We start from the raw sequence: 24,346 nt of genomic DNA on the forward strand, positions 1-24,346 counted from the left end.
GTGACCGAGGCTCAGCGGCGGTGCATCGTGTGCAGGGCTTCGAGGAGCACCCTGGGATCGTGGCCCCCCTTGTAGACCGGCGGCGGCTGACGGTCCAGGTGCAGGAGCCGGGCCACGGCGGTCCACGCGGTGCGCACCGAGTACTCGACGGTGAACACCACGTCGTCGGGGACCTCGGCGTACTGGCCGATGAAGGCGAGGTTCGTGGAGCCCTCCGGGACGACCTCGGGCCGGTCGCCGCCCTTGCGCACCAGGAACTGGCTGGTGATGTACGGCATCAGGGCCGGAACGACGACCGAGGACTCCAGGATCTGCTCGCTCTGCGCGAGGCGCAGGTGTCCGAGCACCTCGGTGAGGATCTCGCGGCCCGTGCACTCGGCCATCGTCTTGCCCACGTGGTCGCCGGCCTTGTCCGGGAAGAGGGCGTACCCCCACCAGACGTAGGTGCCCTCGGGCTGCTCGTGGAAGTGCGGCTGGTGGTTGAGGACGATGGTCAGCAGCCAGCCGGAGTCCTTGAAGGTGATGAGACCGCCCTTGCCGGCCTCGCTGCCGGAGAACTCCTCCATGGCCTTGAAGAAGGTGGGGTCCTGGGTGGTGACGGTGAAGGAGCCCCAGGTGGAGTCCGCGACGGAGGAGTCGAACACCGAGGGGTCGCCCAGGTGGGGGCGTTTGGCCGCCAGGGTCTGCCACAGACGCCACGAGGCGTCCGGCGCGGAGGTGTCCAGTACGGCCGGGATGTCGGTGGATCCCAGGGTCGAGTTCGCGGTCATCGACCCGTTGGTGACGAACACCAGGTCCTCGGCGGCGACCGGGATCCGCAGGTCCGCGCCCTCGCGGGTACAGGCGAGGGCGGTGACGGTGGTGCCTTCGCCGTCGGCGAGCTCCACGTCGGTCACGGTGGTGTTCATGGTGAACACGACGCCGTTGCTCCGCAGCCAGCTCTGGAGCGGTCGCACGATCGAGTCGTACTGGTTGAAGCGGGTGCGGTAGATCCCCGACATGGTGTCGAAGGTCTTGAAGAGGTGTACGAACCGGTTGAGGTAGCGCCGGAACTCGATCGCCGAGTGCCAGGGCTCGAAGGCGAAGGTCGTGCACCACATGTACCAGAAGTTGGTGGTGAAGAACTCCGGGGCGAAGCAGTCGGAGATGCGCTTGCCGTCGAGCCGGGACTCGGGGGAGGCCACGCACGCGACCAGGTCCAGCCGGTCCCGCTCGGAGAACCCCATGGAGCGGGTGTCGACCCGCAGACCGGCGGAGTCGACCAGGCGGGCCTTGTCGTTCCAGGCGAAGTCCTCGTGGAAGGCGAAGGTGTCCTCGGTGACCGAGGTGCCCGGAGCGTCCAGGGAGGGGATGGAGCTCAGCAGGTCGTACGTGCACTCGAAGTGCAGCTCGAACATGCGGCCGCCGCGCATGGTGTAGCCGTTCTCGGGGTCTCCCGCGGCGTCCAGGCTTCCGCCGGTACGGCCCTGGGCTTCCAGGATCGTGATGTCCGAACCCGCGAACCCGCCCTCCCTGATCAGCAGCGCCGCCGCCGACAGGGAAGCGATGCCGGCACCCACCAGATAGGCCTTGGCCACGACGTGTCTCCTCACCCTGGCCGCACGTGCCCCGGTCGGCCGTACGGTCACCCACCCAGGCCATCACCCTCCAGGGCGGGTCGCGACCGGGGTGCGCCATTGGGCGGGCTCCGGTCGAGGGGTCGGCTCGGGCCGAGGGGCGCGTGCGCGACGCGCCCCCGATCAATCAACTTGCAAGAAATTTGCGTCAATGGAACTGTTTTTTGCGCACCTGACTGGTAGCTTGACCGCGTGAGCACTCAGAGGCTGGCCCAAGTGGCCGAGATGGCCGGCGTCAGCACGACTACGGTGAGTCGCGTCCTGAACGGCAACAGGGACGTGGCGCCCGCCACCCGCGAGGCGGTCCTGACGGCCGTGGACGTGTGCGGCTTCGAGCGCCCGGCGGAGTTCCGCAGGGAACGGGCCCAGCTGATCGGACTGGTGGTCCCCGACCTCCAGAACCCCGTCTTCTCCGCGGCCGCGGAGGCGCTCGCCGGACTCCTCAACGGCCGGGGACTGGTCCCCGTGCTGTGCACGCGCACGGCCGACGGCGTCTCGGACGTCCCGTCAGCCCGTCGCCGCGATGGCCTCGGCCGCGGTGCAGTTCCTGGCCGAGCAGATCCGCACGGGCGTGGGCCTGTCCTCGGAGATCCTCTTCGACACCGAACTCATCGTCCGCTCCTCCACCACGCGCCCGCCTTCGGGGCGCTGACCGGGGGAGCGGGGGGTGGCGCGAGAGAAGAGGGCCCGGTGGTCGCCGGGCCCTCTTTCCGCGTCGGCTGCCGCTGCCGGGGTAACGGCTACCCCGTCACGATCCGTCACATAGATGAATCTCCGCGCGTAATGTCTTGCGTAACATTATTGACTTCTTGCGCCCTGCCCGACGAGGTCATCCAGGACCCGACCTTCGTCCGCTCCGGCGGTACGGACCGCGGCCGCGACGGCTGCCGCGTGCCCTTGCCCTGGGAGGCCGACGGCCCCTCCCTCGGCTTCTCCGCCCGGGCGGCCGGCGACCCCGGGACCGAACCGGCGGCTCCCTGGCTGCCCCAGCCCGAGCGGTGGGCCGCTCTCAGCGCGGCGGCGCAGCAGGAGGACCCGTACTCCGTCCTCACCCTCTACCGCGAGGCCCTCGCCCTGCGCGGCGCCGAACTGGCGCGGCTGCCCGAGACGCTGGAGTGGGTCGACGCGGGACCCGACACCCTGTGCTTCGAGCGCCACGGCGGCTTCCGCTGCCTGACCGCCTTCGCCGGCCCGGTCCCGCTTCCCGGGGGCGCCCGGGGCCTGCTCGCCAGCGGCCCGCTCGCCACCGGCGCGGACGGCTCGCCCGTACTGCCCCGGGACACCACGGTCTGGCTGCGCATGCCTGGATAGGTGGCCTCGGTGGGACCGGTGGGCCCCATGGGGCGGGCCATCCGTATCGTGAGATGCGGTGTCACATGTCGGCGGCGGCGTGCCAGACTCTTCCGCATGCGCCAGCAGAAGATTAGCGCCGGCGTGCCGGCCCCGGAGCTGAACTGAGACCACGCCAGCAGCCCACCGCCCGCACGCAGACCTCTCGCATCCGCGAGGGGTCTTCTTGTTTTCCGGGACCACGCACCTCAGCCCCAGGACAGGAGCCCACCCCTCATGACCCGCAGCGATGTTCTCCCCGCCGTCGACGACGCCGTGCGTACCGGCGACACCGCCTGCCACACGCTGACCATCACCGTCCGGGACGGCGGCCACGCCCTCACCCGCATCTCCGCGCTGCTCAACAACCTGTCCGTCAGGAGGCTGTCCTTCAGGGCCGCCGACGGCGGCGGGCTCGCGGTGTGCGCGATCGTGGTCCCCGCGGCCGACTCGCCCCGCGCCCAGGCCAAGCTCCGGCGCTGCGTCGAGGTGGTCGACCTCAGCGCCCACCCGGCGGGGGAGTCCCGGGGCATCTGAAGGAACCGCACGAATTACTTGACTGACCGTTCCAGTATCCGTAGAGTGCGGGATGTGGCCAGGACCAAGGAATTCGATCCGGACGCCGCGCTGCAGTCGGCTCTGGAGCTGTTCTGGCGGCGCGGCTACGAGGCGACGTCGATGGCGGACCTCGTCGAGGCGCTCGGCATCGGGCGAGCCAGCATGTACGCCACCTTCGGGAACAAGCGTGAGCTCTACCTGAAGGCGCTGGACCGCTACAGCGAGCACCTCGACCCCGACCTGCTGCGCGAGCTGTCCCAGCCGGGACCCGCACTGCCGGCCGTGCGCACGGTGGTACGCCGCTTCGCCGCCGAGTCGAGCGTCGGTGACCGGCGGCAGAACGGCTGCTTCGTGACCAACACGGCCGCGGAGCTCGGCGCGCACGACCCGGCGGCGGCCCGCAAGGTCGAAGCGAGCTGGAACCACATCGAGACCCTGCTGCGCTCGGCGCTGACCCGGGCCCAGGCCCAGGGCGAGCTGCCCGCGGACCGCGATCCGCGCACCCTCGCCAGCATGCTGCTGGTGCTGATGCAGGGCATGCGCGTCGTGGGCAAGGCCTCGCAGGAACCCGGCCGGGTCCGGGCCGCCGCGGAGCAGGCCCTGAGCCTGCTCGACTGACCGGACGCACGGGGATGCCTCCCTTCGGGGAGGTTCTTTTCAGCCTTCATTCTGGAACGTACGATCCAGTTTACATTTCGAGGGGGAGTCATGACCGTCACGCAGACCGCACGCACCACGCAGACCGCACGCACCACGCAGACCGCACGCACCACGCAGACCGCACGCACCACGCAGACCGCACGCACCACGCAGACGCTCACCGCGTCCGGATCCAGGGCGTCCCGGCCGGCGCCCGGCCCGGCCTTCGCGCTGCTCGGCACCGTACAGATGACGCTGATCTTCGCGCTCACCTCGCTCGTCGTGCCGCTGCCCGCGATCGGCCGCGAACTCTCCATGGGCCGCGACGACTTGCTACTCCTCAGTGCCGCCTACGGGCTGAGCTTCGCCGGCCTCCTGCTCTTCGGGGGCCGCCTCACCGACCGGTTCGGCGGACGCCGGGTACTCACCGCCGGACTGCTCGTCGTCGCCGTGGCCTCCCTCGCCGCGCCGTTCGCCCAGGGATCGGGGATCCTGCTCGCCGCCCGCTTCGCCCAGGGGGTGGGGGCCGCGCTCACCGCACCGGCCGCCATGGCCGTCCTGCGGGCGGTCTTCCCCGAACCCGCCGCGTTCGGACGGGCGATGGCCACGTGGGGCGGGCTGTCGGTGCTCGGCGCCACCGCGGGCAACCTGCTCTCCGGAGTCATCTCGGCCCTGGCCGGCTGGCGGTTCTCCTTCGCCGTCCCGGTCGTGGTGGCCGTCGTCGCACTGCTCCTCGCACCCCGGCTGCTGCCCGCCACTCCGGCGGGCGAAGGCCGCTCGCTGGACCTGCCGGGCGCCCTGCTGGCCACCGCCGGAATCAGCCTCGTCAGCTACGGCTTCGTCCTCACCGACGTCCGGCCCTGGGGATCGACGAGCGTCCTGGTCACGCTGTTCACCGCGACCGTGCTCCTGCTGGCCTTCCCGCTCGTCGAGCGCCGGGTCCGTGACCCCCTGCTCCCGCTCGCCTTCCTCCGCGACCGCCGCCGCGCCCTCGCTCTCGCGGCCATCGGCCTCACCGCCGCCGGAACGACCGTGACCTTCGTCCTCCTCTCCCTCCACCTCCAGCAGGAACTCGGCTGGTCGGAGCTGCGGACCTCCGCCGCGTTCCTCCCCTTCGCGGTGGTGCTGCTGGTGGCCGGCCGGGTGGCCGGCCCCCTGGTGGGCCGGTACGGAGCGCCCCGCGTCACCACCGCGGGCCTTGTGATCGCCGCGGCCGGACTCGGACTCCTCGCGCTCACCGGCCTGGCCGCGCAGATCCCGTACGCCTACGGCCTGCTCCCCGGCCTGATCCTGCTGCCCGTCGGCACGGCGGCCGCTTTCGCCGGGGCCGCGGTCCTCGCCACCGACGGGGTGGAGCGGCACCAGGCGGGACTCGCCGGCGGGGTCATGAACACCGCGATGGAGATCGGCCCGACGGTCGTCTTCGCCGCCGTGCTCTCCCTGGGCTCCGACACGGTCTCGCTGGCCGCCACCGCGCTCGCCTTCGGCGCGGTCGCCTTCCTCCACACCCGCACCAAGTAACCGACAGACCCAACCAACCGACAGCCCCAACCGGGCAACCGACAGACAACCGAGCAAGGGATCACCATCATGTCCGCACGTTTCATCGGCAAGAGCGTCCTCGTCACCGGAGCCGGTTCCGGCATCGGCCGTTCGGTCGCCCTCGCCTTCGCTGCCGAGGGAGCCGCGGTCGTCGTGGCCGGCCGCACCGCGGCACTGCTCGCCGAGACGGTCGAGCTGATCGAGAAGGAGGGCGGCACGGCGCTCGCGGTGACCGCGGACGTGTCCCGCTCCGAGGAGGTACGGGCCATGGTGCGCCGCACCGTCGAACACTACGGCCGCCTCGACGTCGCCGTGAACAACGCGGGAGTCTTCCGGGGCGGTGGCCCCGTCGCGGAACTCGCGGAGGAGGACTGGCGCACCATGCTGGACATCAACGTCACCGGCGTCCTGTTCAGCCTCCAGGCCGAAGTCGCCGCGATGCGTGCTCAGCCCGGCGCCGGCGGGGCGATCGTCAACATCTCCTCGAACCTCGGCGCGCACACCCGCATCCCCGGGGTCGCCGGCTACCTCACGACCAAGGCGGCCGTCTCCGCCCTGACCCGGGCCGCGGCCCTCGACCACATCGCCGACGGTGTCCGCATCAACGCCGTCAGCCCCGGCGCGACCGCCACCACGATGTCCCTGCGGCCGGGGGAGGGCGACGCCGAGCGTGCGGCGCGGATGAAGGACGAATCGCCGCTGGGCCGGGTGTCCTCCACCGCCGAGGTCGCGGCGGCCGTGCTCTACCTGGCCTCGCCGGACGCCGGCTCCGTCGTCGGCACCGACCTGGTGATCGACGGCGGCGTCGCCGCCTGACCCCGGAAACGGCTTCGGCCCCCTTGACGCCTGGGCGTCAAGGGGGCCGAACCTTTCGTAGCGGGGACAGGATTTGAACCTGCGACCTCTGGGTTATGAGCCCAGCGAGCTACCGAGCTGCTCCACCCCGCGTCGTTGTGAACATCACTGTACGGGATCCCGGACCGGTCCCTGACCACTGCCGAAAATCCGAGCCCGCCGGCACGGAAAAACGAACACGGCCGAGTGAGAATTTCCGCACGAGCGGAAGGGGCGGATTTATTTCCACGCCGAGCCGATCCCACCGTGCTACTGTGGTTTGAGTTGCAGTTGTGGTTCCCAAAATTTCGAGCACCTCATACCCACTCCTCCTCGGAGGAGCAGAGACGAGTGTTCTTGTTTTTCCGGCGTTTTCCGGGCTGGGCAATCATCGGCGACTTGAGATTCGCACAGTGTGGATCTCTGGGCTGTGCCCCGAAGGAGTAAAAAACATGGCTAATGGCACCGTGAAGTGGTTCAACGCGGAAAAGGGCTTCGGCTTCATCGAGCAGGAGGGTGGCGGTCCTGACGTGTTCGCCCACTACTCGAACATTGCCTCGCAGGGCTTCCGTGAGCTTCAGGAAGGCCAGAAGGTCAGCTTTGACATCGCGCAGGGCCAGAAGGGCCCGACCGCCGAGAACATCGTCACCGCCTGACGTTCACGCGTAACCGCGTAGCTGGGGCCCGCACCTTGGGTGCGGGCCCCAGCTCGTTGCGTTTTTGGATCTGCGGGCCGGCTCGGCCCGCGTGAGCGGCGCGACGGGGAAACCCCGTCCCAGCGCCCCACCGTTCGGCCGATGGACACGCTCCTCGGCCACCCACCCGCATGTGGCGCATATTTCGCCGACACATAGGGTGATAATCATTAATGTGGCGTCAATCGAAGTTCGATTCGGCGTCGTCATATTTTTTATGCTCCGGCTCATTCTTGTGAATCCTCGTGCGGCCAGATTTCCGCTGCCGAGAACTCCTCGATGTGCGCCGTATCGAGGAAGGTTCTGCATGAACCGCACGACCCGCATGAATGACCGGTCTTCGTCCTCCCGTTCGGGTGGATCCAATAGCTCCTACGGCTCCTACGGCTCCTACGGCGGCTCCTCGGGCTCCGGCAGCCGCTCCTCCGGCAGCCGCTTCGGCTCCTCCGCCCCCAGCCGCTCCGGCGGTCCCAAGCGCTCGGGTGGCGGCGGCTACGGCGGGCGCCGTCCCGCCGCACCGCAGGGCGAGTTCGCCCTGCCGGTCACCGTGGTCCCCGCGCTGCCCGCCGTCGAGGCCTTCGCCGACCTGGCCATGCCGGCCCCGCTGCTCGCCACGCTCACCCGTGAGGGCATGACCACCCCGTTCCCGATCCAGGCGGCCACGCTGCCAAACGGCCTCGCGGGCCGGGACGTCCTGGGTCGCGGCCGTACCGGCTCCGGCAAGACCCTGGCCTTCGGCCTCGCGCTGCTGGCCCGTACGGCCGGCCAGAGCGCCGAGTCGGGGCAGCCGCTCGCGCTGGTCCTCGTACCGACACGTGAACTCGCCCAGCAGGTCACGGCCGCCCTCACGCCCTATGCCCGCGCGGTGAAGCTGAGGATCGCCACCGTCGTCGGCGGCATGCCCATCCACCGCCAGGCCGGTGCGCTGCGCGCCGGCGCCGAAGTGGTCGTCGCCACTCCGGGCCGCCTCAAGGACCTCATCCAGCGGGGTGACTGCCGGCTGAACCAGGTCGGGATCACCGTCCTGGACGAGGCCGACCAGATGGCCGACATGGGCTTCATGCCCCAGGTCACCGCCCTCCTCGACCAGGTGCGCCCCGAGGGCCAGCGGATGCTGTTCTCCGCCACCCTGGACCGCAACGTCGACCTGCTGGTGCGCCGTTACCTGACCGACCCGGTCGTGCACTCCGTCGACCCCTCGCAGGGCGCCGTCACCACGATGGAGCACCACGTCCTGCACGTGCAGAACTTCGACAAGCAGGCCGCCACGACCGAGATCGCCGCCCGCGACGGCCGCGTGATCATGTTCCTGGACACCAAGCACGGCGTGGACAGGCTGACCGAGCACCTGCTGAGCAACGGGGTGCGCGCCGCGGCCCTGCACGGCGGCAAGTCCCAGCCGCAGCGCACCCGGACCCTCACGCAGTTCAAGAGCGGGCACGTCAGCGTGCTCGTGGCCACGAACGTGGCGGCGCGCGGCATCCACGTCGACAACCTGGACCTCGTCGTCAACGTGGACCCGCCGACCGACCCCAAGGACTACCTGCACCGCGGCGGCCGCACCGCCCGCGCCGGCGAGTCCGGCAGCGTCGTCACCCTGGTCCTGCCCAACCAGCGCCGCGAGATGGTCCGTCTCATGCAAGCCGCGGGCATCACGCCGCAGACCGCCCAGGTCCGCTCCGGCGAGGCCGAGCTGAGCCGGATCACCGGCGCCCAGGCGCCGTCCGGCGTCCCGGTCGTCATCACGGCCCCCGTCACCGAGCGTCCGCGGGGGGCCGCCGGCGGCGCCTCCCGCGGCCGCCGCAGCCGGCCCGCACAGGACCGGCGCAGCAGGTCCGCCGCGACCGCCCGGGGGCCGCAGCGCCAGTCCCCGGCCACCTCGGCGGCTTAGGCCGTCCCGTTCGGATCGTGCCTGGCCCGGTTTCTCTTCTTCCTGTGAGGCAGCATGCGCTTCGTCATCGCCCGCTTTCCGTTCGAGCTCACCAAGGCCGGGGTCCTGGAATCGATGAAGGGCGTCAAGCCCGAGCCGATCACCGGTGACTCGGTGGTCATAGGGCGTCGTTCCTACCCCGTGAAGCAGGTCGGCGCCGTCGTCACCCGGCAGGACCGCCGTGACTTCACCGCCGGCGAGGTGATCAGGGCGCTGACCGCCCTGGGCTTCACCTGCCGCCCGCTCGAAACGGTCCCGGCGCCCACCGCCGGCCTGACCCCGCTCCAGAAGGCGTCGGCCATGCTCGGCGCCCCCTCGGACGTGTAGCGGGAGCCGCGGGAACCACGCGTACGGAGCCCGGGGGCCCGTTCGGCAACTGCCGAACGGGCCCCCGGGCCTTTGCGTGCCCCCGGTCACGCCTGGCTCATTCCCGGCTCACGCCCGGGTCCAGCGCGGGCGCGCCGCCGCGGGGGCGGACGGGGGTTCGGCTCCGTCCAGGCGCAGGCTGCGCAGCGTGGCGTCCGTCTCGCGCTGGAAGTGCGCGTAGGTGATCAGCCGGTCCCACAGCGGGTCGGGACGGCCCGGGACCGTGGCCCCGCGCGCCTCCCACTCGCGGGCGAGCTGCTCGTAGACGACCGCCCCGCCCGAGGGGGCGGCGCTGCCCGACTGCTGCCGGGGGATGCCCCGCGCCATCGCGGCGGGGGCGCGCTCGGGTGCCCGGTGCCGGGCCTGGGACGGGGAGACGGCGTGTGGAGTGCCCATGCCCGCCCCAACGATTCTGCGGGGCCCCCGGGTACGCCTTCCGGGCCGGCGGGATGGAGCGCGCGGCTCGGAGCGGGGTCCCGCCGGCCCGGCCGGTCAGCCCGGCCGGTCAGCCCAGCCTGGTGGGCGAAGAGGCCGCCGGAGCCAGGAGGCGCGGGGCTCCGGTGCCGTCCGCCGGGACCGTCCAGAGGTCCGTGGTGTCCACGGAGCCCTCGGTGGGCAGGGCGTAGGCCAGCGTCCGGTCGTCGAGCCAGAGCGCCTGATCGTCCACGCTGCGCTTCTCCGTCAGCGGCTGCTCCCGCAACGTCCCTAGGTCCAGCACGTGTTCGCGCCACAGGGACGCACCGCGCTGTACCCGCTTCTTGTACGCGACCCGGGTCTCGTCGGGGGAGAGGGACGGGCACTCGACGTTGGAGGCGAGGGTGGTGACGCTGCGCCGCGCGAGCGAACCCTTCACCAGGTACGTCTGGTTGCCGGTGGCGAGGGTGGCATAGAAGGTGTCGTCGTCCTTGGAGAAGGTGACTCCCCAGAAGTTGGCGTCGATCGCGCTGTAGGGGCGGCCGTCCAGCTCGATGGCGAACTTCTCCAGGTCGGGTTCGAGCGCCCCCGTACGGGTGTCCACGATCGAGGTCCGGGTGGAGAAGAACGCGGAGCCGTAGGACTCCCCGGTGACGAAGACGGTCCAGGCGGCGAAGCGGCCGCTGGGGGAGACCCGGGCCCGCGAGGGGGTGCCCGCGAGGGGAAACTCGCGCCGCGTGCGCAGTTCCGAGTCGACGATCAGGGCCCGGTTGTCCTGGGCGAGTGCGCCCGGGGCGGAGCTCAGACAGACGCCCGTGCCGGCCGCGGCGTGGAACCGCAGGCAGGTGAGGCCCGACGCGGTCCGCTCCTCCTGCGGTGAACGGTCCGGTACGGAGACGAGGGCCCCGCGGTGCGGGCCCTGCGCGCCGTTGAGGAAGGCCAGGCCGCCGCGCCGGTCGAGCGTGACCTTGCCCGGGGCGGCCGTCGGGTCGCCCGCCCGGGTCTGCTCCGAGCGGGCGGCGGCGCGCACCACCAGCACGCCGGCCACGCCCCCGAGGAGCAGCACGGCCAGGGCGAGTACGAGCAACCGGCGTGAGCGCGTCATCGATTTCCTCGGGGGCTTCGGGGATGCGGGGCCGCGGCGGTGGCGCCGTCCGGGGCCGTGGGGCGGAGTACGAAACCGGCGACGGCCGCGCAACAGCACAGGCCGGCCGCGGCGGCGGCGAGCGCCGGGCCCGAGCCCAGGACCGTCCACGCGGCGCCGAAGGCCAGCGAGCAGCCGAACCGGGACAGTGCCTGGCCGGTACCGACCAGAGCGATGCCGGTGGCCCGCAGTTTCGCGGGGACGGTCGCGGCGACGGCGGCGGGCAGCACCCCGTCGGTGGCGGCGTAGAACATGCCGTGCAGGGCGAGGACCAGGTAAGGGAGCGCGGGCAGGCCGGGGGCCCACAGGAGCAGCCCGTAGCCGGCCAGCAGGAGGGCGTGCCCGGTGAGGAACACGGTGCGGCGTCCGATGCGGTCCGCGAGGGCGCCCGCCGGGACGGCCAGCAGCAGGAACACGGCCGCGGTGCCCAGGGGGAGCAGCGGGAACCACCGGTCGCCGATGCCGGTGCGGTCCTGGAGCAGCAGGTACAGGAAGGCGTCGCTGACGGTGGTGAGCCCGAGCAGGGCGGCGCAGCCCGCCAGGGCGCGGAGCCGGGGCAGCCGCAGCAGGCCCAGCGCGTCGCGCAGGTTCACCGCGTCCGGCTTCGGGGAGGCGGCCTCCAGTGGAGCCGGTACGGGCACCGGGGGAGCGGCGGACTTCGGCCGGGCCGGCCGCGGCTCGGCGCCGGACGGGACGAACAGCAGGAGCACCACGACACCCAGGGCGGCCACGCAGGCGCTGACCCCGAAGACGGCGTCGTACCCGTCGACCGTCAGGCTCAGGATGAAGAACGCGGCGAGCGGCCCGAGCAGGGCCCCGGTGGTGTCCATGGCGCGGTGCACGCCGAAGGCCCGCCCCTGCGACCCGGGTGGCGTGGAGAGGGAGATGAGCGCGTCGCGCGGGGCGGTGCGCAGGCCCTTGCCGGTGCGTTCCAGGGCCAGGATCAGGGCCACCGGGCCGAGGCTGTGGGCGACCAGCAGCAGCGGCTTGCACACGGCGGAGAGTCCGTAGCCGATGCCGGCGATCAGCTTGTGGTTGCGGATCCGGTCGGCGAGGTGGCCGCCGGTCAGCTGCACCAGCGCGCTGACCCCGTTGTACAGGCCGTCGAGCGCGCCGAAGCCGAGCGGGCTCAGGCCCAGTCCGGCGACGAGGTAGAGCGGCAGGACGGCCGTGACCATCTCGGAAGAGACGTCGGTGATCAGGCTGACCGAGCCCAGTGCGAGGACGGTCGAGGCGACGGCGGGTCCGCGTACGGGGGATCCGTCGGCGCTGGTCTTCGCGTCCTCGGGCGCGGAGCGGTCCGCGAGGTACATGCTTTTCGAGCTCCCGGTCCGGCGTCTGATCTGAACGGTGAGTCAGTCGTGCGTGCGAGGGGCACCCTCATGGTTGTACAGGCCAACTGGGCCGCATGCGACGGCATTCGGCCGACCGGGCCGGTCCGGCTGCCCCGGTCCGGCTGCCCCGACCGGCCCGGCCCGGCCGCTCAGTCCTGCCGGCTGCTCTCGTCGCGCAGCCAGGTGGAGAAGTCCCCGCTGCGGATGGCCTTGCGGGACCCCCGGCGGGCCGCGAGGGCCGCCACGACGAACACCACCACTCCGGGGAGCAGGCGCGGCTGGGCCCGGAGCAGCGCCCGCAGGTCTCCCGTGCCGGTACGTGCCGACGGTGGGGTCTCCTCCGGTCCGGACGCCCGCGCCGCCTGGAAGCGCTCCAGTTCGGCGGAGGAAGTCGCCGCCCGCACACGGCGTTTGATCAGGTCGCCCCAGGTGCGCGGCGGCAGGACCACGACCCTGGCCGACTCCACCACCCGGCGCTCTCCCGGCGCGAAGGCCAGGGACGCGGCCAGATCGTCGGCCATCAGCGGCGGCAGGGCGGCGAGCCGGGCGTGCCCCGGTTCGGACACCGCGATGACCCCGCGCCCGAACAGCCCCTCGCGGACGGCCGGGAGCAGTTGCCAGACCCGGTAGTACGCCCGGACGGGCCAGGCGCAGGCGTCAAGCGGAATGTCCCGGCCGGGGGCCGCGGCCAGGAGGGCCGGGCTGCCGGCGAGGGCGTCGGACAGGGCCCGTACGTCGGCCGCGCCGACCACCACGTCGGCGTCCACGTAGAGACGGGGGAAGCCGCGCGCGTGCTCGTCTCCCACCCGAAGTGCGCGGTGTTTGGAGGGAGTCGGGATTTCGACCACCCGTACGCGGGGCCCCCGCGCGGCGGCCACCGCAGCCGTGTCGTCCGTACAGCCGTTGCACACCACGACGATGTCGGGCCCGGAGGCCGGGGCTCCGGACGGCTCGGACAGGAGCGCGTCGAGGAGCCGGCCGATGACCCGGCCCTCGTTGTGGGCCGGGATCACGATGCTGGTCACCCCGGAAGTATGCATGGTCGAACGCCCGTACCGACCGATTCCTCCAACTCTCCCCGGGGGTACGCCCCGTGGTCTAGATTGAACGCAGCCGACCGGATTGGGCGTGCTTCGGCAACGCCGTGATCCACGCTGCAGTCCAGTCGGCGCAGGGTAGTTGGGGCGGGTTTACGGGTTCGGCGGCTTGGGGGAACAGGCCGCCTGTCCGTGGCCGGCCGGCGCGAGGGGTGCCGGACGGCCGGGGGGCGGAAGTACGTGGAACACGTACGGCATCGGTCGTGGGGGCCATCACCGTCGGCGGGTCACGCACGGGTCGCACAGGCGCCCGGCACGCCCTGGGCGGAACCCCCTTCCTTCGCACGCGTCCCGGCCATGGGTCGTCGACACGCCCGCGGGCGTGCGCGGAAGGAAAGGGAATGCTGTGAAGGACACCGCGAAGGACGCCGGGCGGGACGCCGCGGGCGCAGGTGCGGGTGCGGGACGGACCGAGCCGTTAGGGGTCGCCGTCGTCGGAGCGGGCTACTGGGGCCCCAATCTCGTCCGCAACTTCCAGTCCAGTCCGGAGTTCAGGCTCCGCTGGCTCTGCGATCTGAACGTGGACCGGGCCCGGCAGGTGCTCGGCGGCTATTCGACGGTCCAGGCGACCGACGACTACGCGGCGGTCCTGGCCGACCCCGAGGTCGAGGCCGTGGCCGTGGCCACCCCGGCCGGAACCCACCTCGACGTCGCCCTGGCCGCCCTGCGCGCCGGCAAGCACGTCCTCGTGGAGAAGCCGCTCGCCGCCACCTACGAGGACGGGCTGCGGCTGGTGAACGAGGCCGAGGAACGCGGCCTCACGCTGATGTGCGACCACACCTACTGCTACACCCCGGCGGTGGCCCGCATCCGGGACATGGTCCGCTCCGGGGAACTCGGCGACATCCAGTTCGTGGACTCGGTCAGGATCAACCTCGGACTGGTCCAGAAGGACATCGACGTCCTGTGGGACCTGGCCCCCCACGACCTCTCGGTGCTCGACTTCATCCTCCCGGACAACGTCCACCCGGTCGCCGTCGCCGCGCACGGGGCCGACCCGATAGGGGCCGGCCAGTCCTGCGTGGCCTATCTGACGCTCCAGCTCGACACGGGCGCCATCGCGCACGTCCACGTCAACTGGTTGTCCCCGGTGAAGGTCCGCACCACCATGGTCGGCGGCTCCAAGCGCACCCTGGTGTGGGACGACCTCAACCCCACCCAGCGGGTCGCGGTGTTCGACCGGGGCGTCGACCTCACGGCCCCGCAGGAGATCGGCGCGGACGAGCGCCGCGACATGCTCGTCTCCTACCGGACCGGCGACATGGTGGCACCCGCGCTCGGCGAGAAGGAGGCTCTGCGCAGCATGGTCGAGGAGTTCGCCGCGGCGATCAGGACGGGGCGGGCGCCGCTCACCGACGGCCGGGCGGGACTCCAGGTCCTCGACATCCTCGAAGCAGCCTCCCGCAGCCTGGAGTTCAAGGGCGCCGTCGTCGGACTGCGCACCGGACGTTGAGCGTTGACGGCGTCGCCCGGGACGCGTGCGGCGCGCCGGGCACAGCAGGGAAGACCATGACCGACTCAGTAGGGGCAGGGCGTTGAGCAGCGTACGAGGCAAGAGGATTCTGGTCACCGGCGGAGCGGGCACGATCGGCTCGCACCTGGTGGACCTGCTGGTGGACAACGGGGCACGCGAGATCGTCGTGCTCGACAACTTCGTACGGGGACGCACCGCCAACCTGGCCCGCGCCCTGCCGAGCGGGGTCGTGGACCTGGTCGAGGGCGACATCCGGGACATAGCCGCCGTGCGCAAGGCGACCGAGGGAGCCGACTTCGTCTTCCACCTGGCGGCGATCCGGATCACCCAGTGCGCCGAGGAGCCGCGGCTGGCCAACGAGGTGATGGTCGACGGGACGTTCAACGTGCTGGAGGCCGCCGCGGCCGCCGGCGTGGGCAAGGTCATCGCCTCGTCCTCGGCCTCGGTCTACGGGATGGCCGAGTCCTTCCCGACCACCGAGCGCCACCACGCGTACAACAACGACACCTTCTACGGGGCCGCGAAGGCCTTCAACGAGGGCGTGCTGCGCAGTTTCCACGCCATGTACGGGCTGGACTACGTCGCACTGCGCTACTTCAACGTGTACGGCCCCCGGATGGACATCCACGGGCTGTACACCGAGGTGCTGATCCGGTGGATGGAGCGGATCGCGGCGGGCGAGCCGCCGCTGATCCTCGGCGACGGCACCCAGACCATGGACTTCGTCGACGTCCGGGACATCGCCAGGGCGAACCTGCTGGCCGCCGAATCGGACCTGACCGACGAGGTGTTCAACGTCGCGAGCGGCTCCGAGACCAGTCTCCTCGACCTGGCCAACGGGCTCCTCGAGGCCATGGGCGCCGAGGGCCTGGCACCGGAGCACGGACCGGCACGCGCCGTGAACGGGGTGACCCGCCGGCTCGCGGACACCTCGCAGGCCGCCGAGCGCCTCGGCTTCACGGCCGGGATCGACCTGCGCAGCGGGCTGCGGGACCTGGTCGACTGGTGGCGGGCCGAGCGCGCGGCGGACGCGGAAGCCGCCGCCGTGGAGGCCGCCGCCGTGGAGGCCGGCCGATGAGCGCCCAGGACGCCGGGGCCGGCGCCGGGGCCGTCCCCGAGGCCCCCGCCCGCATCCCCGTCATGATTCCGTGGCTCGGTGTGGACGAGGCACGGGCCGCCGCCGACGCGGTCCTGTCCGGCTGGGTGGCCCAGGGCCCCAGGGTCGCCGAGTTCGAACGGGCCTTCGCCGAGCGGGTGGGCGCGGAGCACGGCATCGCGGTGAGCTCCTGCACCACCGCCCTGCACCTCTCGCTGATCGCGCTGGACCTCGCTCCGGGCGACGAGGTCGTCGTCCCCTCCCTGTCCTTCATCGCCACGGCCAACACGGTGCGCTACGTGGGCGCCCACCCGGTGTTCGCGGACGTCGAGGAGGCCACCGGCAACCTGACCGCGGCCACCGTGGACGCCGTCCGGACCCCGCGCACCAAGGCGGTCATCGCCGTCCACCAGGGCGGGGTCCCGGCCGACGTGCACGCCCTGCGCGCGGCCTGCGCCGACTGGGGCCTCGCCCTGGTGGAGGACGCCGCCTGCGGGATCGGCGCCACCGTCGGCGGCAAGCCGGTCGGCCAGGGGGCGCTGCTGGCCGCCTGGTCCTTCCACCCCCGCAAGGTGATCACCACCGGCGAGGGCGGCATGGTGACCACGGACGACGCCGGCTGGGCCGAGCGGCTGCGACGGCTGCGCGAACACGGCATGAACGTGTCCGCGGCGCAGCGGCACGCGAGCAGCAAGCCGATCGCCGAGAGCTACCTGGAGGTCGGCTACAACTACCGGATGACCGACATCCAGGCCGCGGTCGGCCTGGTGCAACTGGGCAAGCTGGACGAGATCGTGGCCCGCAGGCGGTTCCTCGCCGCCCGGTACGCGCAGCTCCTCGCCGGTGTCCCCGGCCTGACCCCGGTCCGGGACCCCGGTCACGGCGAGGGCAACTTCCAGTCGTACTGGGTGCTCCTGGCCGAGGACTTCCCCGTCGGCCGCGACGAGCTGCTCGCGGTGCTGGCCGGGGCCGGGATCTCGGCCCGGCGCGGGATCATGGCCTCCCACCTGGAGCCGGCGTACGCCGGACACGGTGCGGCGGCCCTGCCGGTGACCGAGCGGATCACCCGCGACTCGCTGATCCTGCCGCTGTTCCACACCATGACCGAGGAGCAGCAGGACCGGGTGGTGGCGGTGCTGCGCGAACAGGCGGACGGCGGATGAGCGGACCGCACGGTCCCGCGACCGAAGCCGCGCCGACCGAGGCCGCGCCGACCGAGGAGCTGCTGATCGTCGGCGCGGGCGGCTTCGCCCGGGAGACCGCCCAGGCCGTACGGGACGCGGCCGCCGCCGACCTGGCGGCCGGCCGGGCCCCGCGGCTGCGGCTGGCCGGGCACCTGGACGACGACCCGGCCCTGCACGGACGGGAGGTCGACGGGGTCCCCGTCCTGGGCGGCAGCGCGCTGGTGCACGAACGCCCGGCCGCCCGCGTGGTGGTGTGCGTCGGCAGCCCCCGCGACTACGGGGTGCGGGCCCGCCTGGTGCGGCGCCTGGCCCTGCCCGAGAGCCGGTACGCCACCGTGATCCACCCCGCGGCGGCGCTCTCCGGGTCCTCGGTCCTCGGACCCGGCACGGTGCTGCTCGCGCACTGCGTGCTGACGGCCGCGGTACGGGTGGGGGCCCACGTGGCGGTCATGCCGCACGTGGTCCTCACCCACGACGACGAGGTCGGGGACTTCGCGACCCTGGCCTCCGGGGTCCGCCTCGGCGGCGGGGTACGGCTGGGGCGCGGGGCCTACGTGGGCGCCGGAGCACTGGTCCGGGAGTACATCGAGGTCGGCGCCTGGTCGCTGACCGGGATGGGAAGCACGGTCCTGGCCGACGTACCGGCCGGCGAGGTGTGGGCCGGAAGCCCCGCCCGCCGGCTGCGCGAGGCGGGGGGCCCGGCGCTCGACGAGCTGCGGGCCGATGAGTTGGAGACCGGCCTCCGGCCGGAGACACGGATGGGGAGCACAGCCGCATGAACCAGATACCGCTCGTCGACCTGAAGGCAGCGCACGCCGAGGTCGCGGACGAATTACGTGCGGGATTCGACCGCGTCCTGGCCGACACCGCCTTCATCGGCGGCGAGGAGGTCCGGGCCTTCGAGCGCGAGTACGCGGCCTTCGCCGGGGTCGGACACTGCGTCGGCGTGGCCAACGGCACCGACGCCCTGGAACTGGCCCTGCGGGCGAGCGGAGTGGGCGTCGGCGACGAGGTCGTGCTGCCCGCGAACACCTTCATCGCCACCGCCGGAGCCGTCGCCCGGATCGGCGCCCGCCCGGTGCTGGCCGACTGCCTCCCCGACACCCTGCTGCTGGACCCGCAGGCCGCGCTCGACGCGGTCACCGAGGCCACCCGCGCGGTGGTCCCGGTCCACCTGTACGGGCAGTGCGCCGACACCGCCGCGCTCGCCGCGGGCCTGCCCGCGCACGCCAAGCTCGTCGAGGACGCCGCACAGAGCCAGGGAGCCTCCCGGGAGGGCCGCACCCCCGGCAGCGGCGGGATCGCCGCGACCAGCTTCTACCCGGGCAAGAACCTCGGCGCCTACGGGGACGCCGGCGCGGTGGTGACCGACGACGAGGAGACCGCGGACCTGGTCCGGGCGCTGGCCAATCACGGCGGCGTCGCCAAGTACCGGCACGACGTGGCCGGTTTCAACAGCAGGCTCGACGGTCTGCAGGCCGTCGTACTGCGGGCCAAGCTGGCCCGGCTCGCCGGGGGGAACGAGGCCCGCCGGGCCGCCGCCGCCCGCTACGACGCACTGCTCGCGGACCTGGCGGCCTCCGGCCGCCTCACCCTGCCCGTCACGGCTCCGGGCAACGTGCACGCCTGGCACCTGTACGTCATCCGGGTCAGCGGAGCGGACCGCGACGCGGTCGTCGGCAAGCTCAACGCGGAGGGCATCGGCGCGGGCGTGCACTATCCGGCCCCGGTCCACCTCACTCCGGCCTTCGCCCACCTCGGGCACGGCCGCGGGGCCTTCCCGCACGCCGAGCTGGCCGCCGACCGGATGCTCTCCCTCCCGCTCTTCCCGCAGATCACCGCCGCCCAACAGCAGCGGGTCGTGGACGCGCTCTCAGCAGCGCTGCGCTGACGCTCCGGCGTCGAATCACCAAGCCCCTCCCAAATGAGGTTCGGATGAACAGACGGACAAGGCTGCTGCGGTACGGGCTCTTCACCGTGGTGGCAGCGCTGATGGCGGCGGCGTTGCCGCCATCGGTGGCGGTCGCGGCGGACCCGTGCGGCCCCGGCTCCAACGCGATCGTGTGCGAGAACTCGAAGGCGGGCACGCCGATGTCCGACTGGTTCGCACCCAGCGCCTACGGCGACATCAAGGGCTTCCCGGCCAAGGAGAGCGTGCAGGCGGGCGAGACCCTGCAGTTCAAGATCCAGTCGCCGACGGCGTACAAGGTGTCGGTCTACCGACTCGGCCACTACGGGGGTGACGGGGCCCGCCTGATGTCGACCCCCGCCCAGGCCGCGCAGACGTACCCGGCGAACTTCCCGCAGGGGGGAAACCCGCAGAGCTGCACCACCAAGGCCTCCACCGGCCTGGTCGACTGCGGCAACTGGCCGGTCACCTCGACCTGGACGGTGCCCTCCGACGCCGTCTCCGGCCTCTACATAGCCAACTTCGACCAGGCGGACGGCAACGGGGTCATGCCCTACCCGTTCGTGGTCCGCAACGACGCCAGTCACTCCGACATCGTCGTGCAGACCAGTGACCAGACCTGGCAGGCGTACAACAACTACGGCGGCCAGGACCTGTACGACGGCGCCGGGCCCGCCCCCGACGGCCGTGCCTACGAGGTCAGTTACAACCGGCCGATGGACATCGGCGGCGAGAACGGGATCTACGGATCCGAGTACCAGATGGTCGCCTGGCTGGAGCGCAACGGGTACGACGTCAGCTACATGTCGGGCATCGACATGTCGACCAAGGGCGCGACCCAGCTTCAGAACCACAAGGTGTTCATGTCCTCGGGGCACGACGAGTACTGGACCCAGGACCAGTTCACCAACGCCCTCAACGCACGCCACGCGGGCGTCAACCAGACCTACTTCGCCGGCAACGAGGTCTTCTGGAAGACCCGTCTGACCCCCAGCATCGACGGGGCCAGCACGGCCAACCGGACCCTGGTCTGCTACAAGGAGACCAAGCTCTCCTTCCCGCAGCCCAACGGCATCCCCGACCCCAGCGGCATCTGGACCGGCACCTTCATGGACCCGGCCAGCGCCACGAACGGCCGGCCCTACCAGCCGCAGAACCAGCTCACCGGCTCGCTGTTCAGCGTGAACGGCTACCGGAGCGACGCGATCACCGTCCCCGGCGCCTACGCCAAGATGCGGCTGTGGCGGAACACCACCGTCGCGAACCTGACCCCCTCCCAGACCGCCACCTTCCCCGTCGGCACCCTCGGCTACGAGTGGGACAGTGACGTGGAGGACGCGGCGCGCCCGGCCGGGCAGATCGCGATGTCCTCCACCACGGTGGACATCACCGACGGCAAGTACCGCCTGGACTACGGGAACACGTACGGCAACGGGACCGCGACGCACAGCCTGGTCGCCTTCCGGGACCAGACCTCGGGCGCCCTGGTCTTCGGCTCGGGCACCGTGCAGTGGTCCTGGGGCCTGACCAACATGCCGACCGGCAATCCGGACGACGCGGTGGTCACCGAGGACAAGCGGATGCAGCAGGCGACGGTCAACATCTTCGCCGACATGGGGGTCCAGCCCAAGTCCCTGCAGGCCAACCTGCTGGTGGCCACCGCCTCCACGGATCAGACCGGCCCGGTCATCACCGTGACCAGCCCCGCGGCGAACGCCACCGTGCCCGCCCTGCGGCCCGTGATGATCACCGGCACCGCCTCCGACAGCGGCGGCGGAGTCGTCGCCCGGGTGGAGGTCTCCACCGACGGCGGAACCACCTGGAAGGCCGCCACGGGCGTCGGGTCCTGGAGCTACAAGTGGACCCCGACCACCCCCGGCTCCGCGACCATCAAGGTCCGCGCGGTGGACGACAGCGTCAACATCGGCGCCACCACCACCGTGCCGCTGACCGTGGGCCCCCAGCAGTGCCCCTGCACCGTCTGGCCCGCCGCGGCCGTACCGGGCACGGTGAACGCCGGAGACGGCAGCGCCGTGGAACTCGGCGTCAAGATCCGCTCCTCGGTGCCCGGTTCGATCACGGGCGTCCGCTTCTACAAGTCCCCGGCCAACACCGGCACCCACACGGGCAGCCTGTGGACCACCTCCGGCCAGCGCCTGGCCACCGGCACCTTCACCAACGAGACTGCCTCGGGCTGGCAGCAGCTCAACTTCTCCTCGCCGATCCCCGTCAAGGCCAACACCACGTACATCGCCTCCTACTTCGCCCCCAACGGCGGGTACTCCTTCGACACCACCTTCGCTTCGGCCGACGCGGGGCTGGCTCCGTTCACCGCGCTCAAGAGCGGCACCCACGGCGGCAACGGCGTCTACCGCTACAGCGGCACCGGCGGCTTCCCCTCCACCGCCTCCTCCGGAAGCAACTACTGGGTGGACGCGGTCCTGGACACCGCCAGTGCGAGCACGACACCCCCGACCGTCACCTCCACCAGCCCGCAGTCGGCGGCGACCGGAACCGCGATCACCACGACGGTCAAGTCCACCTTCAGCACGGCCGTGGACATGGACACCCTGGTGTTCACCCTCAAGGGCCCCGGCGGCGTCAACGTCCCCGGGAGCAAGGTCCTCGACGTGTCCAACAGCGCCACCTTCACCCCGTCCTCCGAACTGGCGCTCAACACGACCTACACGGCATCGGTGCAGGCCGCCGACCTGTGGGGCAACGCCATGGCCGCGCCCGTCACCTGGACCTTCACCACCAGCGCGACCCCGCCGGCGGTGACCTGCCCCTGCACCCTGTGGGGTCCGAACGCCACCCCGACCACCGCCAACGTCGGCGACGACACCAACTCCGTGGAACTGGGCACCCGTTTCCAGTCCTCGGTCGCCGGCTACGTCACCGGCATCACCTTCTACAAGGGCCCCGGGAACACCGGCACCCACACCGGCAGCCTCTGGACCGCGAGCGGCACGCTCCTGGCCACCGGCACCTTCGGCAGCGAAACCCTGTCCGGCTGGCAGCAGCTGCACTTCGCCACCCCGGTGGCCGTCACCGCGAACACCGCGTACGTGGCCTCGTACCACGCGCCGAACGGCAAGTACTCCGTGGACGGCGGCTACTTCGGCGCCGCGCACCGCTCCTACCCGCTCGTGGCCCCGGCCGACGGCGGCGCGGGCAACGGCAACGGCCTCTACAAGTACGGGGCGGCCACGGTCTTCCCGAACAACACCTTCGGATCGGTGAACTACTGGGTCGGCCCGGTCTTCACCACCACGGCCCCCGCCCCGCTCGCGGAGGGATCCACGGAGGTGTCCGGCCAGTGAGCACCGTCAGCGTGGTGATCCCCTGCTACAAGTACGGCCATTTCCTGGCCGACTGCGTCAAGAGCGTCCTGGACGAACAGGAAGGCGTCGACGTACGGGTACTGATCATCGACGACGCCTCCCCCGACGACTCCGCGGACGTCGCGCGCGCCCTGGCGGCCGCCGACCCCCGGATCGAGGTCCGGGTCCACGAGAAGAACCAGGGGCACATCGCCACCTACAACGAGGGCCTGCTGGAGTGGGCGGACGGGGACTACGTCGCCCTGCTCTCCGCCGACGACAGGCTGGTCCCCGGCGCCCTGGTGCGCGCCGCGGCCCTGCTCGACGCGCACCCGCGGGCCGGCTTCGCCTACGGCAGGCCGCTGCGGTTCCAGCACGGCGGGCCGCTTCCCGAGGCCCGCACCCGGTCCACCGGCTCGGTGGTCTACCCCGGGCGCTGGTGGCTGGAGCGGCGCTTCCGGGAGGGCACCGGGTGCATCACCTCTCCCGAGGTCGTCGTACGCACCAGCCTCCAGCGCAAGGTCGGGGGCTACGACCCGGAGCTTCCGCACGCCGGAGACATCGAAATGTGGATGCGGCTCGCGGCCCACGCCGACGTGGGCTACGTCCGCGGCGCCGACCAGGCCTTCTACCGGGTCCACGGCAACAACATGTCCACCACGGACTTCGGCGGGCAGCTCGACGACCTGCGCCAGCGCCTCGTCGCCTTCGATTCGGTGCTGGACAAGTGCGGCGGCCTGCTCCCGGAGGCGGGCCGGCTGTCCACGGCGGCCCGCACCCGGCTGGCCCGGTACGCGCTGCGGCGCGCCTACCGGGCCTACGACCGCGGGCGCACCGGGGTGGTCCCGGTCGAGGAACTGGAGGCCTTCGCCGCCGAGTGCCTGCCGCAGTACACCTCGCTCGCCGAGTACGGGGCCCTGCGCCGGCGCCGGCGGATCGGGGCCCGCGCGATGCCGTACCTCCAGCCGCTGGTCCTCTCGGCCGTCGCCGACCGGGGGCGCGAGTGGCTCTGGTGGCAGTCCTGGAAGCGCCGAGGGATCTGATGACACCGCACCACCGCCCTGAACCAGGGGCGTTGGCGGCCGGGCGGCCCGCTGTCTCAGCGGGCCGCCGCGGTCGCCGGAACGGGGCTCGCGTCCCGTTCCTGCCCGTCGCCCCCGGAGTCGGCGCCCTCGCGCCGGCGCCGGGCGCGGCCCGCCAGGAACCGATCGGTCCACACGGCGCAGGCCGTCCCGGCGACCAGGGCCAGCAGCGCCGTCCCCGCCAGTCCGCGGCTCTTGGTCCCGAGCTGGGCCACCGCGGACGGCGGGACGAGCAGCGTGACGCTCATCCGTCCCGCCGCCGGGATCCTCTGCTCGGCCTGCATGTCCGAGAGGTGCTTGCCGTAGATCTCGACGATCTTCAGCACCGAGCGGTCGGCCGTGGCCGGGTCCGTGTGCTCCGCCTGGATCTGGAGGGAGGGGATCAGATAGCGCGGGGTGACGCTCGTGCCGCTGTTGCGCGGGATCAGCCGGTAGGTGCCCGCCACCCCGGCGGCCCGCAGTTCGGCCTCCCCGTCGGGGGAGTCCAGCTGCTGTACCGCGGCGAGGGACACGGCGGCCAGCGGCGGTTGCAGATTGGCCAGCTGGTTCGGCTGGTTGCTGGTCACCGGCGGCTTGAGGACGACGATCGCGGTGCTCACGTAGTTCGTGGTGGGCCGGAGCACCTGGAGCGCCCCGGCGGCCGCGAGCACTGCCGCCAGGACCAGCACGTACCAGCGGCGGCGCAGCGTGCGGAACAGCTCACCAGGCGACACAGGATTCCTTCCGTCGTGTTCGATCTTCCCAGGACGCCGGACAACACGCCAACGGTTCCAAGGCAGT

General features: G+C 72.1%; 22 protein-coding genes, 1 tRNA gene and 1 pseudogene. 17 read left to right on the top strand and 7 right to left on the bottom strand.

Going from position 1 to position 24,346, the window contains the following annotated elements:
• Positions 1-11: 11 nt before the first annotated feature.
• The gene (locus ACIQV3_RS30845; protein WP_403717667.1) at positions 12-1,577 is read right to left on the bottom strand and encodes an oleate hydratase; all 1,566 of its coding nucleotides are present in this window, start codon (positions 1,575-1,577) and stop codon (positions 12-14) included.
• A 255-nt stretch (positions 1,578-1,832) separates the two neighbouring features.
• Between ACIQV3_RS30845 and ACIQV3_RS30850 the strand changes: the two are divergent.
• The 7 genes and pseudogenes from ACIQV3_RS30850 to ACIQV3_RS30880 form a co-directional block, all read left to right on the top strand.
• Positions 1,833-1,937 (top strand): annotated as a pseudogene (locus tag ACIQV3_RS30850) (LacI family DNA-binding transcriptional regulator); the annotation flags it as partial.
• A gap of 202 nt (positions 1,938-2,139) precedes the next feature.
• On the top strand, positions 2,140-2,268 hold the full coding sequence (locus ACIQV3_RS30855; RefSeq protein WP_403717852.1) for a hypothetical protein: 129 nt from the start codon (positions 2,140-2,142) through the stop codon (positions 2,266-2,268).
• Between the two features lie 149 nt (positions 2,269-2,417).
• Positions 2,418-2,927 (top strand): hypothetical protein, encoded by a 510-nt coding sequence (locus ACIQV3_RS30860; protein WP_403717855.1) that lies wholly within the window; start codon positions 2,418-2,420, stop codon positions 2,925-2,927.
• 255 nt (positions 2,928-3,182) lie between these two features.
• Entirely contained in the window at positions 3,183-3,482 is a 300-nt protein-coding gene (locus tag ACIQV3_RS30865; RefSeq protein ID WP_403717670.1) for a hypothetical protein, read from the top strand.
• 54 nt (positions 3,483-3,536) lie between these two features.
• A complete protein-coding gene (locus ACIQV3_RS30870) occupies positions 3,537-4,121 on the top strand; it encodes a TetR/AcrR family transcriptional regulator (RefSeq protein ID WP_403717673.1) in 585 nt (194 codons plus the stop codon).
• Between the two features lie 90 nt (positions 4,122-4,211).
• Complete coding sequence (locus ACIQV3_RS30875; protein ID WP_403717675.1) at positions 4,212-5,663, top strand: MFS transporter; 1,452 nt, start codon at positions 4,212-4,214, stop codon at positions 5,661-5,663.
• 69 nt (positions 5,664-5,732) lie between these two features.
• A complete protein-coding gene (locus tag ACIQV3_RS30880; RefSeq protein ID WP_403717678.1) occupies positions 5,733-6,500 on the top strand; it encodes an SDR family NAD(P)-dependent oxidoreductase in 768 nt (255 codons plus the stop codon).
• A gap of 58 nt (positions 6,501-6,558) precedes the next feature.
• Here ACIQV3_RS30880 and ACIQV3_RS30885 read toward each other — a convergent pair.
• A tRNA-Met gene (locus tag ACIQV3_RS30885) sits at positions 6,559-6,632 on the bottom strand.
• Between the two features lie 338 nt (positions 6,633-6,970).
• Here ACIQV3_RS30885 and ACIQV3_RS30890 point away from each other — a divergent pair.
• From ACIQV3_RS30890 to ACIQV3_RS30900, 3 genes are all read left to right on the top strand, one after another.
• Positions 6,971-7,174, top strand: a complete 204-nt coding sequence (locus ACIQV3_RS30890) for a cold-shock protein (protein ID WP_053678014.1) — start codon at positions 6,971-6,973, stop codon at positions 7,172-7,174.
• 346 nt (positions 7,175-7,520) lie between these two features.
• Positions 7,521-9,104 carry a DEAD/DEAH box helicase gene (locus tag ACIQV3_RS30895; RefSeq protein WP_403717681.1) on the top strand — a complete coding sequence of 528 codons (1,584 nt, stop codon included), beginning with the start codon at positions 7,521-7,523 and terminating at the stop codon, positions 9,102-9,104.
• A gap of 54 nt (positions 9,105-9,158) precedes the next feature.
• Complete coding sequence (locus ACIQV3_RS30900; protein ID WP_403717683.1) at positions 9,159-9,470, top strand: SCO5918 family protein; 312 nt, start codon at positions 9,159-9,161, stop codon at positions 9,468-9,470.
• A gap of 108 nt (positions 9,471-9,578) precedes the next feature.
• On the opposite strand, the gene ACIQV3_RS30905 is transcribed toward ACIQV3_RS30900, so the two are convergent.
• From ACIQV3_RS30905 to ACIQV3_RS30920, 4 genes are all read right to left on the bottom strand, one after another.
• On the bottom strand, positions 9,579-9,905 hold the full coding sequence (locus ACIQV3_RS30905; RefSeq protein ID WP_403717685.1) for a hypothetical protein: 327 nt from the start codon (positions 9,903-9,905) through the stop codon (positions 9,579-9,581).
• Between the two features lie 109 nt (positions 9,906-10,014).
• Positions 10,015-11,028 (bottom strand): TolB family protein, encoded by a 1,014-nt coding sequence (locus tag ACIQV3_RS30910; protein ID WP_403717687.1) that lies wholly within the window; start codon positions 11,026-11,028, stop codon positions 10,015-10,017.
• The gene (locus ACIQV3_RS30915) at positions 11,025-12,380 is read right to left on the bottom strand and encodes an MFS transporter (RefSeq protein ID WP_403717689.1); all 1,356 of its coding nucleotides are present in this window, start codon (positions 12,378-12,380) and stop codon (positions 11,025-11,027) included. The genes ACIQV3_RS30910 and ACIQV3_RS30915 overlap by 4 nt, the downstream gene beginning before the upstream one ends.
• 170 nt (positions 12,381-12,550) lie before the next feature.
• On the bottom strand, positions 12,551-13,426 hold the full coding sequence (locus ACIQV3_RS30920) for a glycosyltransferase (RefSeq protein WP_403717691.1): 876 nt from the start codon (positions 13,424-13,426) through the stop codon (positions 12,551-12,553).
• Between the two features lie 418 nt (positions 13,427-13,844).
• Between ACIQV3_RS30920 and ACIQV3_RS30925 the strand changes: the two genes are divergently transcribed.
• The 7 genes from ACIQV3_RS30925 (at position 13,845) to ACIQV3_RS30955 (ending at position 23,527) form a co-directional block, all read left to right on the top strand.
• Complete coding sequence (locus ACIQV3_RS30925; protein WP_403717694.1) at positions 13,845-14,951, top strand: Gfo/Idh/MocA family protein; 1,107 nt, start codon at positions 13,845-13,847, stop codon at positions 14,949-14,951.
• Between the two features lie 82 nt (positions 14,952-15,033).
• Positions 15,034-16,050: an NAD-dependent epimerase/dehydratase family protein gene (locus ACIQV3_RS30930; RefSeq protein WP_403717696.1), complete on the top strand. Its 1,017-nt coding sequence runs from the start codon at positions 15,034-15,036 to the stop codon at positions 16,048-16,050.
• The gene (locus ACIQV3_RS30935; protein WP_403717698.1) at positions 16,047-17,231 is read left to right on the top strand and encodes a DegT/DnrJ/EryC1/StrS family aminotransferase; all 1,185 of its coding nucleotides are present in this window, start codon (positions 16,047-16,049) and stop codon (positions 17,229-17,231) included. The genes ACIQV3_RS30930 and ACIQV3_RS30935 overlap by 4 nt, the downstream gene beginning before the upstream one ends.
• On the top strand, positions 17,228-18,031 hold the full coding sequence (locus tag ACIQV3_RS30940; protein ID WP_403717700.1) for a NeuD/PglB/VioB family sugar acetyltransferase: 804 nt from the start codon (positions 17,228-17,230) through the stop codon (positions 18,029-18,031). Before ACIQV3_RS30935 ends, ACIQV3_RS30940 begins: the two co-directional genes overlap by 4 nt.
• Entirely contained in the window at positions 18,028-19,143 is a 1,116-nt protein-coding gene (locus tag ACIQV3_RS30945; RefSeq protein ID WP_403717703.1) for a DegT/DnrJ/EryC1/StrS family aminotransferase, read from the top strand. The genes ACIQV3_RS30940 and ACIQV3_RS30945 overlap by 4 nt, the downstream gene beginning before the upstream one ends.
• A gap of 44 nt (positions 19,144-19,187) precedes the next feature.
• On the top strand, positions 19,188-22,484 hold the full coding sequence (locus ACIQV3_RS30950; RefSeq protein WP_403717705.1) for a DUF4082 domain-containing protein: 3,297 nt from the start codon (positions 19,188-19,190) through the stop codon (positions 22,482-22,484).
• Positions 22,481-23,527 (top strand): glycosyltransferase, encoded by a 1,047-nt coding sequence (locus tag ACIQV3_RS30955; protein ID WP_403717709.1) that lies wholly within the window; start codon positions 22,481-22,483, stop codon positions 23,525-23,527. Before ACIQV3_RS30950 ends, ACIQV3_RS30955 begins: the two co-directional genes overlap by 4 nt.
• A gap of 56 nt (positions 23,528-23,583) precedes the next feature.
• On the opposite strand, the gene ACIQV3_RS30960 is transcribed toward ACIQV3_RS30955, so the two are convergent.
• Positions 23,584-24,279 carry a hypothetical protein gene (locus tag ACIQV3_RS30960; protein ID WP_403717712.1) on the bottom strand — a complete coding sequence of 232 codons (696 nt, stop codon included), beginning with the start codon at positions 24,277-24,279 and terminating at the stop codon, positions 23,584-23,586.
• Positions 24,280-24,346: the final 67 nt, after the last annotated feature.

Origin of the sequence: Streptomyces sp. NPDC099050, assembly GCF_044759865.1 — a bacterium.
GTDB lineage: Bacteria > Actinomycetota > Actinomycetes > Streptomycetales > Streptomycetaceae > Streptomyces.